General features: G+C 69.3%; 8 protein-coding genes. 5 read left to right on the forward strand and 3 right to left on the reverse strand.

Annotation, left to right across the window (positions count from 1 at the left end):
- Positions 1 to 23 precede the first annotated feature (23 nt).
- A complete protein-coding gene (locus tag ABE546_RS08585; RefSeq protein WP_313210975.1) occupies positions 24 to 242 on the forward strand; it encodes a glutaredoxin family protein in 219 nt (72 codons plus the stop codon).
- A gap of 149 nt (positions 243 to 391) precedes the next feature.
- Here the strand turns inward: ABE546_RS08585 and ABE546_RS08590 are convergent, their stop codons facing one another.
- The 3 genes from ABE546_RS08590 to ABE546_RS08600 are packed head-to-tail and all read right to left on the reverse strand — an operon-like array spanning position 392 to position 2,210.
- Positions 392 to 958 (reverse strand): YceI family protein, encoded by a 567-nt coding sequence (locus ABE546_RS08590; RefSeq protein ID WP_019186059.1) that lies wholly within the window; start codon positions 956 to 958, stop codon positions 392 to 394.
- 2 nt (positions 959 to 960) lie between these two features.
- Positions 961 to 1,533: a cytochrome b gene (locus ABE546_RS08595; RefSeq protein ID WP_346463285.1), complete on the reverse strand. Its 573-nt coding sequence runs from the start codon at positions 1,531 to 1,533 to the stop codon at positions 961 to 963.
- Positions 1,530 to 2,210, reverse strand: coding sequence for a YceI family protein (locus ABE546_RS08600; RefSeq protein WP_313219757.1), 681 nt, complete (start codon positions 2,208 to 2,210; stop codon positions 1,530 to 1,532). Before ABE546_RS08600 ends, ABE546_RS08595 begins: the two co-directional genes overlap by 4 nt.
- A 228-nt stretch (positions 2,211 to 2,438) precedes the next feature.
- Here ABE546_RS08600 and ABE546_RS08605 point away from each other — a divergent pair, with 228 nt between their 5' ends.
- The 4 genes from ABE546_RS08605 (at position 2,439) to ABE546_RS08620 (ending at position 16,778) form a co-directional block, all read left to right on the forward strand.
- Positions 2,439 to 5,987: an ATP-binding protein gene (locus ABE546_RS08605; protein WP_313210968.1), complete on the forward strand. Its 3,549-nt coding sequence runs from the start codon at positions 2,439 to 2,441 to the stop codon at positions 5,985 to 5,987.
- 194 nt (positions 5,988 to 6,181) lie between these two features.
- On the forward strand, positions 6,182 to 9,688 hold the full coding sequence (locus ABE546_RS08610; protein ID WP_346463287.1) for an ATP-binding protein: 3,507 nt from the start codon (positions 6,182 to 6,184) through the stop codon (positions 9,686 to 9,688).
- Positions 9,685 to 13,194 carry a response regulator gene (locus ABE546_RS08615; RefSeq protein WP_346463288.1) on the forward strand — a complete coding sequence of 1,170 codons (3,510 nt, stop codon included), beginning with the start codon at positions 9,685 to 9,687 and terminating at the stop codon, positions 13,192 to 13,194. Before ABE546_RS08610 ends, ABE546_RS08615 begins: the two co-directional genes overlap by 4 nt.
- 53 nt (positions 13,195 to 13,247) lie before the next feature.
- Positions 13,248 to 16,778 (forward strand): ATP-binding protein, encoded by a 3,531-nt coding sequence (locus tag ABE546_RS08620; protein ID WP_346463290.1) that lies wholly within the window; start codon positions 13,248 to 13,250, stop codon positions 16,776 to 16,778.
- Positions 16,779 to 16,789 lie beyond the last annotated feature (11 nt).

The following is a 16,789-nucleotide window of genomic DNA, read 5'->3' on the forward strand; positions in this document are numbered from 1 at the left end:
CATTTTCCGAGGTGGGTGGGCCGGTGTTTACCTTGTACCAGCGTGATGACTGCCAGTTGTGCGACCAGGCCTTGACGGTGCTGGCGCAGGCCCGGGTGGCCGATCTGGACAGTGTGTTCATCGATGACGACCCCGCGTTGGAGGCCCGCTACGGGCTGCGGGTGCCGGTGTTGCGCGATGCGCGGGGCCGCGAGCTGGACTGGCCGTTCGATGTGGCGGCGGTAGACGCCTGGATCCGGTAGAGCCGACCGTTGGTCGGCCGCCCTGGCGACGATGACGTCCTGGCAGCCGACCAACGGTCGGCTCTACCGCGGGCGTCGTTGCTCTGGAGGCCGACCAACGGTCGGCTCTACCCGGTTTGGGCGAGCCGGCCGGCACCCGTCCGGTCGGGTTACTTTGCTTTGAGCACGACCTTCGTGCTGATCGCGGTCTCGTTCGGAATGGTCTTGGTATCGGCCCAGTCGCCGCCGCCCACGCCGAAGTCCAGCCGCTTGACCGTGGCCTTGCCGGCCAGCACGGGCTGCGCCCCCGGGGTCCAGGTGAAGGTCAGGGTGACCGGCTTGCTCACGCCGCGCAGTTCCAGCGTGCCGTCGGCGGCGTACTGGTTGTTGCCCAGCGAGCGGAACTTGGTGGCGCTGTACTTGGCCTGGGCGAACTTGCCCACGTTGAAGAAGTCCGCGCCCTGCAGGGTCGAATCGCGGTCGCTGTTGCCACTCTTGGCGCTGGCCAGCGGAATGGTCACTTCCAGCTTGGCATCGTCCAGCTTGGCCGGATCGAAGCTGATCCGGGTATCGAAGCCCGGGAAGGTGCCGGTGAACACTTCGCCGTCGTACTTGGTGGCGAAGGCTAGTACCGAGCCAGGCGCCTGCACGTAATCGGCGGCCAGGACCGGGGCGGTGGCCAGCAGGCCGGCCAGGGCGGCGGCGACCGCGGCGGGGGAGGTGAGCTTGATGTTCATGGTCAATCCTTCTGGGGGGAGGCAAGCCAGCGCTGCGGGAGCATGCGCGCAAGCGTGGCATCGCGTTGGTAAAAATGGTGATAAAGCGCGGCACCGGCATGGGCCAGGACCACGGCGATCAGCAGCCAGAAGCCCCACTCATGGATGGTGTGCGAGATCTGGGTGACGCGTTCGTCCGGTGGGCTCAGCTTCGGCACGTCGACCAGGCCGAACCAGCGGAACGGGCGCAGGCCGCTGGCCGAGTCGTACAGCCAGCCCGACAGCGGAATGCCGAACATCAGCACGTACAGCAGCCAATGCGTGGCCGAGGCGATGCGCTCCTGCCAGGTCGGCGTGCCTGGGACCGGACGGGGTGCGCCGGCGTACAGGCGCCACAGCAGGCGGGTCACGACCAGCGCCAGCACGGTGATGCCGATCGATTTGTGCATGGTGTAGACCCAGAAGTACTTCGGGGTCTTGGGCAGTTCGCCCATGGTCAGCCCGACGATGCCGAGGGCGAGGATCAGCACGGCGATCAGCCAGTGCAGGGTCTGGCTGACACCGCCCCAGCGGGTCGGCGTGTTCTTGGCGGTCATGGCGTGGTCTCCTGGACCGGCTGTGGGGTATCTGAGTCGATTGGCGCGGCTGGAGTTCCCGGCGCATCGGTGGGCGCGGCATCGGCAGGATCGCCGGCGTTGCGATCACGCACGGCTTCGGCCTCGATCCGCAGCTGCACCTCATCGCCGATCATCGAGGCCCAGCCATCCACGCCGAAGGCACTGCGGCTGAGCGTGGCGGTGGCCGAGAAGCCGGCGGTACGGCGGAACGGCGGCAGTGGATGGCGCTTGAGCGCATTGAGGGTGACGGCCAGCGTGACCTCGCGGGTCACCCCCCGTACGGTGAGCTGGCCGGTAACGTTGGCGTGGGTCGGGTCGATGGGCTCGACATGCGTGGAGACGAACCGCGCCTGGGGGAAGCGCTCACCGTCGAGCAGGTTGCGCGCCAGCGTGGCGGTGTTCCATTTGTCATCGCCCAGGTCCAGCCGCTGGATCGGTACGCTGACCTCCAGGCGTGCCGTGCGCCAGTCGTCCGGGTCGAATACCAGCACGCCTTCGCTGCCGGACACGGTGCCCAGCGCATGCGAGAAGCCGGCATGCTCCACCGCGAACAGCACGCGGGTATGCACCGGATCGATGCGGTAGCTGTCGGGGGCGGCAGTGGCGAGCAGCGGGGTGGCGGCCAGCAGCAGGGAAAGTGTCAGGCGCTTGAGCACGGCGCAGCCTCCATCAGGGTCTGGGGCGATCATACGCACAGCCACGTCATCGGATGCAGCGTCATGGCTGCAACAGATCGTGGTGCGGCGGACAACAGCGCCGCCCGCCTGTGCTGTCTGGCTCGCCCAGGGCGGAAACAGCCCGTTCCATCCACGGCAGCCGACTCAGAATGCGGACACCGTCCTGATCGCTGTGTGACAATCCGCACCAACAGGGAGACCGGATCGATGAGCACGCGCCGCTGGGGTGCAGGCATCGTGCTGTTGGGGCTGTGGTTGTGCGCAGTGCCGCCAGTGTTGGAAGCCGCAGGGACATCGGCAGAAACGCCACGCTTGCGCCGTCTGGGCGCGGCCGAGGGCATGCCGTCGCGCATGGTGCTGGCGCTGGCCCAGGATCGCCAGGGCTATATCTGGGCCGGTACCGATGATGGCCTGGCCCGCGTGGACGGCGTTGGCCTGCGGGTGTGGCGGCATGATCCGGACGCGCCCGGCTCGCTGCCCGGCAACGAAGTGGAAACCCTGCTCATCGATCCACAGGACCGGGTCTGGGTGGGCAGCAATGGGGTTGGCCTGAGCATGCTCGGCCCCGACCGCAGCGCGTTCGCGCGGTTCCCCGAGCTCAACGCCGCGTGCGAGGGCCAGTTCTGGTCGCTGGCCTATGCCGCCCAATCGCTGTGGATCGGCACCAACCAGCACGGCATCTGCCGCCGCAGCGAGGACGGCACGCTGGTCAGGTACCAGGCCGCGCCGGACGATCCGCGCAGCCTGCCCGACAACACCATCTACAGTCTGTTGGCCGATCCGCAAGGGCGTGTCTGGGTAGGCACTTCCAATGGCGTTGCCCGTTGGGATGGCGATCGCTTCACCCGGATCGCGCCGGCCCTGCTCGGTGGAAAAAGCGTGTTCCGCCTCACCCGTGAGCCTGATGGCACGGTCTGGGCGGGCACCGAAGGTGGGCTGTTCCAGATCGGTGCCGATGATCAGGTCCGGCCCGCACCCTGGACGCTCAGTGCCGATGTGCGTGCGGCCACGGTCATCCATGACCGCAATGGCGGCTATTGGCTGGGCACGGCTGATGGCCTGTACCGCGGCGATGCGAGTGCGGTGCGGCTGCTCGCCGGCGACGCCGGCAGTGGCTTCCTGACCGCGCGCAGCGGCGTGCTGGACATGCTGCAGGACCACGAAGGTGGACTGTGGGTGGCGATGCTGACCCAGGGGCTGGCGTATCTGCCGCCAGACTGGAAGCGCTTCTCCAGCTGGTACCAGCTCGACGGCAAGCCATTGGACAGCGCCTATCTGCTCGGCGCGGCAGCGCTGGGCGATACGTATTACATCTCCGGTGCGCACGGTCTCTATACGCTGGATGCGCAGGGCCAGCTGCGCCAGATCGCCGACGACAAACAGATCGGCGTGGGCGCGGCGTGGTCGCTGCTGCCGCGCGAAGATGGTGCGGTGTGGATCGGACGCGCCGGTCGATTGAGCCTCTATCAACCCGCCACGCGCACGCTGCGCGAGTGGAAGATCGGTGGCGGGGCGGACGTGCGCCAACGCATCGATCTGATCCGTCAGGCGCCGAATGGCGACCTGTGGCTGTCGATCATGAACTTCGGCATCCAGCGTCGGGATGCCCAGGGCAACGTGCTGGACACCATCCGCAATGACCAGCACCGTGGGCTGACCGAGAACCCGGTTGAACAGATGGTGTTCGATCCGCGTGGGCAGCTGTGGGTGATGGGCGACAGCATGGGCTTGATGCGGTGGCGCAATGGCCGCTTCGAGCAGGTGCCGGGCGTTTCCCGCGGCAGCATCTACGATGCGGCCTGGACCGGCCCGGATGAACTGTGGCTGGCACGCCAGGGCGCGCTGGAGCGCTATCGCTGGGATGGCCTGAGCATGAGCCTGCGCGAACGTGTCGGCGCTGCCCAGGGCCTGCCTGCTGTGTCGATGGGCGGGCTGGCGCTGGGCAGGCACGGGCAGGTCTGGGCAACCACCCCGCGTGGGTTGATCTGCTGGCAGGGCGCCGAGCGTCGGCTGCGCTTGTATGGCGAACGCGATGGGCTGCCGGATGTGGAGTTCAGCAACCGCCCGCCGGTGCAGGCACGCGGCGGTCGTGTCCTGGCAGTGACCGCGACCGGGTTGGTCGGCTTCGATCCGGATGCGGCGGACATGCTGTTGCCGCCATCGCAGCTGGTGATCGACAGCGTGCAGGTCCGCCGCGACGATGCCGAAGGGCAGCAGATGCTGCCGACGCAGGCACCGATCGTGCTGGGGCCGCAGGACCGCGATCTGATCGTGTCCGCGCGTCTGCTTTCATTCGCCAACCCGCACGGCAACCGCTATCGCTACCGGGTGTCCGGCTATGACCAGAACTGGGTGATGCAGGCGGCCGACGGCGAACGCCTGCTCTCGCGCCTGCCCGCCGGGCACTATCGCATCGAGGTGCAGGCCGCGACTTCGCAGGGCGCGTGGACGCCGCCCAGCACGCTGGATCTGGAGGTGCGTCCGCCATGGTGGCGCAGTGGCTGGGCGATCGTGGGCTATGCGCTGCTGGGCCTGATCGGGATCGCCGCGCTGGCGTACGTGGCACGTGCGCGCCTGCGCCGTCGCCAGCAATGGCAGCTGACGGTGCACAAACAACAGTTGGCCGAGCAGGCGTCACAGGCCAAGAGCCGGTTCCTGGCCACGCTGGGGCATGAAGTGCGCACGCCGATGACCGGTGTGCTGGGCATGAGCGAACTGCTGCTGTCCACCTCGCTGGATGACGTGCAGCGCGGCTACGCCGGCTCGATCCAGCATGCCGGCAAACACCTGCTGCGGCTGGTCAACGACGCGCTGGATCTGGCCCGCATCGAGGCTGGGCGACTGGAACTGGATCTGCGGCCGTTCGATCTGATGTCGTTGCTGGACCAGGTCGAGGCCTTGATGGAACCGATGGCCCATCACCGTGGCCTGGCCTTCGAGCGCAGCTTCAACCTGCCCGGTCCGGTGCAGGTCAGTGGCGACGAGATGCGCGTGCGCCAGATCCTGATGAACCTGCTCGGCAACGCGATCAAGTTCACCGAGCATGGCCATGTGGGCCTTGGCGTCGAGCTGCTCGACGGCGGGCGCGCGATCATCTTCGAGGTCTCCGATACGGGGCCGGGCATCAACCAGGACCAGCAGGAGCGGTTGTTCCACCGCTTCGAACAGGCCGATGGCCCTCGCACCGCATCGCGTTATGGCGGCAGCGGCCTGGGCCTGGCGATCTGCCAGGAACTGGCGGTGGCGATGGGCGGCCACATCCGGATCGACAGCCGGCTGGGCGATGGCGCCCGCTTCTCCGTTGAACTGCCGCTGCCGTGGACCGTGCAGTCGGCTGCGGCGTCGGGTGAAACCGGCCTGGAGACGCGCACGCAGCTGCCGCCCCTGCGCATCCTGCTGGTGGAGGACGATGCCACCGTGGCCGATGTGATCGCCGGGCTGCTGCGCACCCGTGGGCATGACGTGGTGCATGTGCTGCACGGCTTGGCGGCATTGTCCGAAGTCGCTGCGGGGAGCTTCGATGTCGGGTTGCTCGATCTGGATCTGCCGGCGCTGGATGGTATTGCCATTGCCGGACAGCTGCGCGCAATGGGCTATGAGCTTCCTTTGATCGCGGTGACCGCACGCTCGGATGCCTACGCCGAGCAGCAGGTGCGGGCGGCCGGATTCAACGGTTTCCTGCGCAAGCCGGTGACCGGTGACATGCTGATCGATGCGATCGTGCACGCCCGCGCCGGGAAGTCGCCGCGACACTGATCAGCCGAGGCGCTGTGCGCATCGGTGCGATCAATGCCATTCCTCGAAGTTTCTTTTTTGATCTGAAATTTCATTGATCGGACTGTGACCGGGTCCAGATCCTGCCAGCCCCCTTCGCGTGGCTTCGACATACCGTGCTGTTCATGCCGGAGAGCAAGGTCGGGGTACGCGTGGGGGGAGGCCGATCCGCACCGATGGGCAATCGCTGGGCTGCGGTGATGCTGGGTCTCGTGCTCTGGCTGCCGGTCCCTGTTCTGGCCGGCGATCCCGTCACGGCGCCCTGGCCCCGGCCGCTGGGCCCTGCAGACGCGCTGCCGACTGCGGCGCTGCGTGCGGTCGTGGAAGACCGCGACGGCTATCTGTGGTTCGCCAGCGACGATGGACTGCTGCGCTTTGATGGTCATCGTTTCAGCGCGTGGCGAAGGGAGCAGGGGCTGCCGGATGTGGACGTGCGCGCGCTGCATCTCGATGCGCAGAACCAGCTCTGGCTGGCGACCGCCTCGCAGGGCCTGCTGACGCTGTCTGCTGATCGCCGCGTGATCCAGAGCATGCCGGGCAATGGCGCGGTGGTCCTGCCCCGCATCGGCGTCGAGCAGATCACCAGCACCCCCGACGGTGTGGTGTGGGTGGGTACCCTCGACGATGGCCTGTTTGCACGGCAGCCTGACGGCCGCTGGCAACGCGTGCCGTTGCAGCTGCACGGTGGCCCCGTGCGCCGGGTGACTGCCCTGATCACAGACCACCAGGGACGGCTCTGGATCGGGACGCCGGCGGGGGCACTGCGGCGTGAGGAACATCGTTTCATCCAGGTACCGCTGCACGATGACCAGCACGTTGACGTGCACGTGCTCTGGCCCGATCCGGACGGCGGGGTGTGGGTGCGCACATCGCGGGGCGTCCACCGGTGGCGCGACGGCGCGGTGCATCGGATGCCGGAGGACACGGAGATGCCGGTGCTGCGCAGTACCGCGGGCGACCTCTGGAGCGCCGGCGCAAGCGGACTGCGACTTCACGCGCGCGGGCAGACGTCGCAGCCGGTGCCGCTGCGTGGATACTCCGGGGCCGTGATGAGCACTGCCGTGGTCAGCCAGGCGATGGAGGACCGGGTCGGCGGTCTGTGGTGGGTCGGCCGCGGCGAGGGCCTGTGGCACCTGCCGGCGCGGTGGCGCCAGTTCACGCTGCTGGCGGCCGCCCGTGACGGTTGGCCCGGACTCGATGGCGACCACGTGCTGGCCCTGGCGCCCGCCCATGGCAGGCGGGTGTGGATCGCCAGCGACCACGGGCGCCTGCAGCGCGTGGACACGGTGAGCGGGCGTAGTGACCTGGGCCTCGACTACCGCCCCGATCACCTGCGTGCGGGCACCGTGGCGATCGCCGAAGACCGTCGCGGTCAGGTATGGGTGGCCAGTGGCAACACGTTGTCGCGCTACCTGCCGGGCAGCGATGGGCGTCGTCACTGGTTGTTGGGCGTGGACGGCGATGCGGGGAGGGTCGATCTGCAGGCCTGCGGCGACGGATCGTTGTGGCTCGGCCGTGCCGACCGTATCCAGCGACGCGATGCCGACGGTGTGCTGCAGTTGTCCGCCGCGCCGCACACCCTCGGGTTGGTGCCACCGAGCCACGGCCCCCAGTTGCTGTGCGATGACAATGGCCTGTTGTGGGCAACCGACCGCAGCGGCATCAAACGCTGGCTGCCGGCACAGGGACGTTTCGCCGCCGTCGAGGGAGCGCCGCGCGGTGAAGCCGGGGCGATCGCCCGCGGCGAGGATGGCCACTACTGGATCAGCAGCCTCGGGGTACTGCGCCGCTACCGCTGGGATGGCCAGCAGCTGCGCAAGACCCACAGCTTCGGGCCCACGCACGGGTACCCGCGTCTGCTGGCACGCGCACTGGTGGTCGACGCAGCGGGCATTGCATGGGCAGGCGATGCACGTGGCCTGATCCGGGTTGACCCGCATGGCGGCGGCGTACGTCAGTTCGGCGGCGATGAGGGGCTGCCGGCCCAGGGCGTGCTGCCGCACGGTCTGGTGCGCGCCGCCGAGGGTCGGCTCGCCGCAGCGGTCAGCGAAGGCGGGCTGTTGCTGATCGATCCGGCCGGTGTCGCGGGCCCTGAACGCGCGCCGGGCCTGGTCATCCATGCGATCACCGCTCGCCGTGGCAAGGCGCAGATCACGCTGCCGGTCGGCGCCGGCCCGGTGCCGCTCACCGGCGCTGATCGGCACGTGCGCGTTGCCGCGCGGCTGCTCAGTGGCGGTGCGCCGTCGCACATGCAGTATCGGTTCCGGCTGCAGGATCACGAGGCCCAGTGGCAGGAAAGTGATGCCACCGGCCTGCGCGTGTTCGAGCGTCTGCCGGTGGGGCTGCAGACGCTGGAGGTGCAGGCCAGGCAGGCAAACGGCCGGTGGTCGCCGGTGCGCCGGGTGACATTGCAGGTGGCCCCGGCATGGTGGCAGGCGCCGCCGGCCCGGTGGGCAGCCACGGCCGCCGGGCTGGGCGCGGTGTGGCTCTGGGGATGGCGCTTGCACGTACGCCGCGGTCGACAGCGGCGCTGGCGCTGGCTGCGCGCCCGGCAGGGGCATGCCGAGCGCGCATCCGTGCAGCGCACCCGCTTCCTGACCTCGCTGGGGACCCGCATCCGGGTGCCGATGACCGCGGTGCTGGGATGGAGCGAACTGCTGCTGCGCTTGCCGCTTCCGCCACCCCAGCGCAGCCGGGTCAGCAGCCTGCACTACGCCGGCGAACACCTGCTGCGGCTGATGGATGACGCGCTGGACATGGCAAGCATCGAATCGGGGGAACTGCAGTTGCAGCCTGCACCGTTCGTGCTGCAGCAGATGATCGAAGCGCTGCACGCGCTGCTGCTGCCGGTGGCGCAGGGCAAGGCGCTTGCGCTGGAGTGGCACAGCACGCTGCCGGCCTCGGCGTGTGTCATCGGCGATGCGCGTCGCCTGCGCCAGATCCTGCTCAACCTGCTCGGCAACGCGCTGAAGTTCACCGCATGGGGAACGGTACGGCTGGAGGCGCACGGCGTAAGCGATGGCCAAGGGGTCGTGCTGCGGGTGTGCGATACCGGGCCGGGCATGACGCCGGCGCAGTGCCAGCGCCTGTTCCAGCGTTTCGAACAGGCCGATGGCGCGCGGACCGCGGCCCGTTACGGCGGCAGTGGGCTGGGATTGTCGATCTCACGCGATCTGGCGGTGGCCATGGGCGGCGATATCACCGTGACCAGCGTTCCCGGCCAGGGCACCTGTTTCCAGGTGGCGCTGCCATTGCCGCGCGGTGAGCTCCCCACCGCCATCGTGGCATCGTGTGCGCCGCCGGGACCGGCTGCGGCCGGCGCACTGCGGGTGCTGGTGGTCTGTCCGTCAGCGGTCGTTGCCGAAGTGCTGCTGGCCATGCTGGCCTCTCTGGGCCATCTGCCCGTGCACTTTTCTGGCGCGGATGCATTGCCGCCCACCGCCGCGGACGGCGCGGGTTGGGACGTCATCGTGGTCGATCCAGCCCTTTGGATCGATGGCGAACGCGTGGGGGCACGCCTGTCGCGGAGGTGGCCGGGGGTGCCACGGGTTGCGCTGTCTGCGCGCGCGGATGCCGTTGCGCAGCGCGAGGCGATCGCGGCCGGCTTCGAGCTGTTCCTGCGCCTGCCGGTGAGCCGGGCGGCGTTGGGCGATGGGCTGGCCAGATGCCGGCGCAGCGCATGAGCGGCCTGCCGCGCCCATGGCGCCGGTGCGGACGGTGGGGGCTGCTGTTCTGGCTGCTGCAGGCGTTTCCGGTGCTGGCGCTGTCCAGCCATGGCATACGGATGACGACAGTCGACGGATTGCCGTCCAACGTGGTGCATCAGATCGTGGAGGACCGCAAGGGCTATCTCTGGTTCGCGACCGGCGACGGCCTGGCGCGCTATGACGGCAGCGGGTTCCGGATCTGGCGGATGGAACACGGTCTGGCCGACAACGTGGTGCGCAGCCTGGCCCTGGATGGCCGTGACCAGCTATGGATCGGCACCGGCAACGGCTATCTGCAGCGTCTTTCGTCGGACCGCCAACAGTTCGCCCGGTGGGCGGGGCCGCCGGCACCCACCGTGGCGGCCAGCCCGATTCTGGCGATCCAGCCCATGGACGATGGCAGCGTCTGGTTTGGTACCCGCGATGCCGGTCTGTTCCGGCTCGACCGCGATCACCTCCTGCGTCAGCACCTGCCGGCCGCTGGCGGTGGTGGTTTGCCGTCGGCACGGGTGGAGCGGCTCGTGTCCGATCCGCACGGCGGCCTGTGGATCGGCAGTGCCGCCGGGCTGGCGAGATGGCAGCACGATCGGTTCCAGACGCCTGCGATGCTGGGGGCTTCCACGCGGCCGGTGACCGCGCTCGGCCTGGATTCGCAGGGGCGGTTGCATTCCAGCACGGCCGAGGGGTCGCGGGTGCGGCAGCTGCCGTCCTTGCAACCCGTTGCCGGGCACCGCACACCGGCCCGTTGGCTCGGGGCGGCGTGGCGCGGCGGGGACTGGTTCGGCGATGGCGACCAGGTGTGGTGGCAGGATCAGCACGGCCGGAACCACCACGCACTCCAACTGCCCCGGCCGCACGGGCGCGATGTGTCGCGCATCGGGCGGGTGTTCGAGGACCGGCAGGGGCGGGTCTGGTTGTCGGGAAGTCGCCAGGGCGTGTGGCGACTCGGCGCCCAGTGGCGGCACCTGGAGCGTTTTGCCGCACCGGCGGGACCCATCTCCGCTGCGGCAGGCAGCCTGGCCCCGACGGCAGATGGCCACGCATGGTGGGCACGCGGCGGCACACTCGCCCGTCTCTCGCCGGAGCAGGGCTTCTCCCAAACGCGGTGGTCCTATGCACAGGATCCAGCCCGTGCCGATCGCCACGTGGTGGTTGAAGATCCGCAGGGCGTGGTGTGGGTCTTCGCGGCGCCGTGGCTGACCCGGTTCGATCCGTCGCGCCGGCGTCGGCAGCGCTGGCAGGTGGGGCCGGCCGGTGTGTCGTCGGGGACGTCGCCGCAGGCCGCATTGCTGGCCTGTGGCGATCGAGTGTGGCTCGCCGGCAATGGCCGCGTGGAGCAGCGTTCGGGCGATGGCAGGGTCCTGGCCGGTGCTGCCTACGAGGCGGCGGGCCTGCGTCCGGGCGTAGCGGGATTCGCGCTCAAGTGCAGCCCCGGCGGAGAGGTATGGCTGGGGGATGGCGAGGGTCTCAAACAGTGGCACGTGGCCGCCAGCCGCTTTCTCCCGGTGCCGGGCAGCGGGCGGCGGGAGATCGGCGCGCTGCATCTGGGCACCGATGGGTGGCTCTGGGCGGCCGATGCGGAAGGATGGTCGGCCTACCAGCATGTGCCTGGCCGCCCGCCTCACAGCCGGCGGGTTGACGCGGGGCAGGGAATACCAGCCGCATTGCCACGCGGATTGACCGGGGCCCAGGATGGTGCGCTATGGGCCACTACGGCGCGCGGGGTGGTGCGTCTGGCCCCGGATCGCGGCAGTGCGCGGCTGTACACCGCCGATGATGGCCTGCCGATGATCGTGTTCGATAACGGACTGGTTGCTGCCGGAGCGCATCTGCTCGCCATGGAGGCCAAAGGCGACGTGCTCGTATTGCATCCGGCGGGCATGGTCGACGCCACGACACCGGCCTCGCTGGTGATCGACCAGGTGAAGGTGCGCCGACAGCGGCGCTGGGTCGAGCTGCCTTCCACCGATCCGCTGCAGCTCAACGCCGATGATCGCGACATCCAGTTGTCGGCGCGCCTGCTGAGCGGCCGACCCGATGGGGTGACGGGGTATCGATTCCGGCTGCGGGGCGAAGACCCCGAATGGGTCCGCGCCGGGCGACGCGGCACGCGCGGCTTCCCCCGTCTGCCGGCCGGTGAGCATGTACTGGAATTCCAGGCACGTGACGTGGATGGGCAATGGTCGGCCCTGCAGCAGGTGCACCTGCATGTGGCCTACAACGGGTGGGCGCATCCCGGGGCGTGGGTGTTGCTGTGGCTGCTCGCCGCCAGTGCGGGCACGTTGCTGGTGTGGGCGCTGAGGCAGCGGCGGCAGCGCGCGCTCGCCTGGCGGGCCGCCACGCGTCGCCAGGCACGGGCCGAGCAGGCCGCGCAGGCCAAGGCGCGCTACATGGCCACGCTTGGGCATGAAGTCCGGACACCACTCACCGGTGTGCTTGGCATGAGCGAACTGCTGTTGACCACGCCGCTACCAGCCGGCGCGCACGAACAAGTGCTGCATATCCAGCAGGGCGGGCGTGCATTGCTGCAGGTGGTGGACGAGGCGTTGGAGATGGCCAGGCTGCAGGCCGGCAAGGTGACGCTGCATCCGCGGGGCTTTGCCATCGGGCCGTGGTGGGACGAGGTACACGCCGCCGTGGCCGGTGGTCTGGAGGCGGGGGGCTGCCGCCTCGCGTTGGCCCCGCCAGTGCAGCCCGGCGCCAGCGTCGTGGGCGACCCGGACCGGTTGCGGCAAGCCGTGGCACTGCTCGCGTGCGGGTTGGCAGAGCAGATCGGGGCAGTGCGGTTGACCCTGCGCATCGGCTGGCGGCCAGGCCGCAGTGGCCTGCTGATGGATGTGCTCGCCGAACCGGGGGCCTGTCCGTCTCCAGCGACGTTGCAGGTGCGCGAGGCGCTGGCCGATGTCGATGTACTGATCGGCGCGATGCACGGGCACGTGAGCGTGGTGCGGCTGCCTGATCACCGCTGGCAGGCCACGCTGAGTGTCCCGCTGGAAGGCTGCCAGCCGATCGAGCCCCACGCGGCGGCACCGCAGGGCGACGCGCTCGATGCCCTGCAGGTCATGCTGGTGGAAGATGATCCCCTGGTGGCCGAGGTGGTCGGCGCACTGCTGCGGCTGCGCGGTCACACCGTCGTCCATGCCGCGCACGCGCTGGCGGCACTGACCGCGCTGGCCCGCCCCGGCACACAGCTGATGCTGTTGGACCTGGACCTGCCGGGCATGGACGGGCTGTCATTGCTGCGCCTGCTGCGTCAGCAGGGCCAAGGCCTGCCGGTACTGGTGCTCACGGCGCGACGGGAGCCGGACCTGGAGATGCAGGTCATCGCCGCAGGGGCGGACGGTGTGGTGCACAAGCCGCTGCAGGGCGATGTGCTGCACGCGGCGATACAACGGCTCGCCTTGCCGCGCGTGGATCGTGCCGGCGCAGGGAACGGTTTACTATGCGGGGCGTTGCCCGACGACCGGGGTGGTCAGGGGTGACAGGCCCGTTCCGGGCGACGGCAGTGAATCGAGGGACAGACCCGGGAGAGCCATTGGTGTTGCGTGTGCTGTGGCCGTTGCTGATCGGCCTGTGTGTGCTCTGGCCGGCGCTTGCGTCGGCCCAGCCGGTACCGCCGACGCCGCGGCAGCTCACCGTGTTCGATGGCCTGCCATCCAACACCGTCAATCGCATGGCCGAGGATCGCTACGGCTATCTGTGGATTGCCACCAATGATGGCCTGGCCCGTTACGACGGCCGCAACTACCGCATCTGGCGTGCCGAGGACGGCCTGCGCGACAACCACGTCTGGAGCGTGCACGTGGATGCGCGAAATCAGCTGTGGATCGGCACGGAGAACGCCGGCCTGGCGATGATGTCGGCCGATCGCCGCGAGATCCGCTTCTACGATCGCGACAGCCATCCGGAAATCGGTAGCAACACGATCTGGAGCGTGGCGTCCACCCCGGACGGTGCGATCTGGTTCGGCACTTACCAGGGCGGCCTGCACCGGCTGGAGCGTGATGGCACGCTGACCCGCTTCATGCCCGAGCCGGGCAATCCACGCAGCCTGCCGGCGGCATCGGTCGGCAATCTGGCCACCACCCTGGATGGCACCTTGTGGATCGGATCCAAAGCCGGCCTGGCGCGCTGGACCGGACACGATTTCGAACCGGTGCCCAGTGCCCAGTTGTCGGCGCGCGTCATCAATGGACTCACCGCCGAGCCCGATGGCAGCCTGTGGATCAGCAGCAATGTCGGGGTGGCGGTGCGCCGCCCGGATGGCCGCTTCGAACCGGCTCCCTGGGCCGTTGCCGATGGCGATCAGATCCTGGGCATGATGTTGCGCGACGAGCAGGGCGGGTATTGGCTGGACACCCGCTCGGGCCTGGGCCGTGCGATGGACGGTCAGTTCCAGCAGGTGCCACTGTACAGCGCGATCGCGCGCGGGCAGGTGCGGCCGAACTGGACCGGCGCTTACGAAGATCGCGAGGGCGGCATCTGGCTGGCCAGCACCAACGGCGGCCTGTGGCATCTGCTGCCGCGATGGTGGCAGTTCTCGGTGCTGTCGCGCCTGGAAGATGACCCGGCCTCGCTGCGCAATGCGTATGTGCTGGGCATGGGCGCAGCCGCCGACGGCGGCGTGTGGACGGTGGGTACGCATGGTGCCCTGGACAAGTTCGACCCGGTCAGCGGGAAGATCGAACAGCACCGGACCTGGGTGGACGGCACGCAATGGCTGCAGTCGGTGCTGGAGGATCCGCGCGGCCAGGTCTGGATCGGATCCTGGGACGCGCTGCTGCGCTATGACCCCCGGCAGAAGCGGATGCGGCGCTGGGGGCGCGACGCGGCGGTGGACGCCACGATGGAGGGCGCGATCGAATCATTGGCGTTGTGCGACGGGCAGCGCCTGTGGACGGCCTCGGCCAACGGGCTGCAGCAGCGCGATCTCGATGGACGCGTCCTGCATCGCGTCGCGCTCGGCCACGCCGGATTGAGCGCTGGCCAGAACGCGCTCGATATCCGGTGCGGTCCCCAGGACCGCCTGTGGGTGGCCACCGGGCGGGGGCTGCTGCAGTGGGTCGCGGCGCGCTCGCGTTTCGAGCCGCTGCCGGGTGGCCCCGCGGCGAGCGTGCATGCGATGGCGCTGGCCGGCGATGACAGTGTCTGGCTTTCCGAGGAAGGCAAGCTCTCGCACTACGGCTGGCAGGGCGATCGGTTGACCCTGCAGGAAGTGATCGGCAGCAGTGCCGGCTACCCCGCGATCACCGCCACCGGCCTGGTGGTGGACCGGCAGGGCGTGGTCTGGGCAGCAAATGCTCGGGGCCTGGTGCGTGTCGATCCGGAGGCGGGCAGCGTGCGCCAATACGGCGTACATGATGGCCTGCCCAGCCAGGAATTTCGCCGCCGCACGCTGACGCTGACCCCGAGTGGTCGGATCGTGGGTGGCACGCCTGCCGGGGTGGTGGTATTCGATCCGGCACAGGTCAAGCCGGCGACGCGACGCGCGCCCCTGGTGATCGAGCGGGTCGAGGTGCGTCGTGGCGAGCGTGTCCTGGACCTGACCCATGCGGTTCCGCTGGACATCGCCGACGGCGACCGCGATCTGCGGATCGTCGCGCGGCTGCTGTCCTTCGCCGATTCCACCTCGAACAACTACCGTTACCGGCTGGCCGGCTACGACCCGGATTGGGTGGAAGTGGGGCCCGGCGGCGAACGCCTGTTCTCGCGCCTGCCGCCGGGCCGCTACCGGCTGGAAATCCAGGCCCGTTCGGCCGACCACATCTGGTCGCGGGTGCAGGTGCTGGAGTTCCGGGTGCTGCCGCCGTGGTGGCGCAGCCTGTCGGGCCTGTTGCTGCTGACCTCGGCCGTGTTGCTGCTGCTCAGTCTGTTCGCCTGGTTGTACCGGCGCCGGCTGCAGCGCCGGCATGCGTACCAGTTGGCACTGCAGAAGCAGGAGCTGGCCGAGCAGGCTTCGATGGCCAAGACCCGTTTCCTGGCGAACCTGGGCCATGAGGTGCGCACGCCGATGACCGGGGTGCTGGGCATGAGCGAGCTGCTCTTGTCCTCGCCATTGAACCCCCAGCAGCGCGGCTACACCGAGTCGATCCGCCACGCAGGCGAGCACCTGCTGCATCTGGTCAACGACGCGCTGGACCTGGCCCGGATCGAGTCGGGGCGCCTGGAACTGCAGGCGCAGCCGTTCCAGCTGCAGCGACCGATCGACGACGTCTGCGCGTTGATGGCCGCGCTGGCCGGGCAGAAGGGGCTGCGGTTCGTGGTCGACAACACCTTGCCGGCCGGCACCCGCACGGTCGGTGACGAGCTGCGCGTGCGCCAGATCCTGCTGAACCTGCTGGGCAACGCGGTCAAGTTCACCAGCCACGGCGAAGTACGGTTGACGTTGCGCGCGATCACGGCCGGCCGCGGGTTGCACATCGAGGTATCCGATACCGGGCCGGGCATCAGCACCGATCAACAGGAGCGACTGTTCCGCCGCTTCGAGCAGGCCGATGGCGCCCGCACCGCCGCGCAGTACGGGGGCAGCGGGCTGGGTCTGGCGATCTGCCGCGAGCTGGCACTGGCGATGCAGGGGCAGATCGGCGTGCAGAGCCAGCTCGGCGTGGGAACGCGTTTCACGGTGACCCTGCCGTTGCCCCTGGAGCAGGGAACCACCGGCGCGCCGGGCGCGGCCGAGGGCGAGCAATGGGTATTGCCGCCGCTGCGCATCCTGCTGGTGGAGGACGATCTGACCGTGGCCGAGGTGGTCAGTGGCCTGCTATCGGCGCGTGGCCACCAGGTGGTCCATGCCGAGCACGCATTGGCGGCGCTGCGCGAGGTCAGCGAGGCACCGTTCGAGGTGGTGTTGATGGATCTGGATCTGCCAGGACTGGGCGGCATCGCCTTGGCTGAGCACCTGCGCAGCCAAGGGTTCGAGATGCCGCTGATCGCGGTCACGGCGCGCACCGATCCATCGATCGAGCAGCAGGCCCGCGACGCAGGCTTCGATGCCTTCCTGCGCAAGCCGGTCACCGGCGATCTGCTGGTGGAGGCGATCGCGCGCGTATTGCACGCCACCCGGTAGCAGCGGACCGG

Origin of the sequence: Stenotrophomonas sp. TWI377 (assembly GCF_039674525.1) — a bacterium.
In the GTDB taxonomy this organism is placed as follows: domain Bacteria; phylum Pseudomonadota; class Gammaproteobacteria; order Xanthomonadales; family Xanthomonadaceae; genus Stenotrophomonas.

Excerpts from the sequence above, each read along its gene's own strand:
- ABE546_RS08615 (WP_346463288.1), top strand. The coding sequence starts at position 9,685 with ATGAGCGGCCTGCCGCGCCCATGGCGCCGGTGCGGACGGTGGGGGCTG.
- ABE546_RS08590 (WP_019186059.1), bottom strand. The coding sequence starts at position 958 with ATGAACATCAAGCTCACCTCCCCCGCCGCGGTCGCCGCCGCCCTGGCC.
- ABE546_RS08610 (WP_346463287.1), top strand. The coding sequence starts at position 6,182 with ATGGGCAATCGCTGGGCTGCGGTGATGCTGGGTCTCGTGCTCTGGCTG.
- ABE546_RS08595 (WP_346463285.1), bottom strand. The coding sequence starts at position 1,533 with ATGACCGCCAAGAACACGCCGACCCGCTGGGGCGGTGTCAGCCAGACC.
- ABE546_RS08605 (WP_313210968.1), top strand. The coding sequence starts at position 2,439 with ATGAGCACGCGCCGCTGGGGTGCAGGCATCGTGCTGTTGGGGCTGTGG.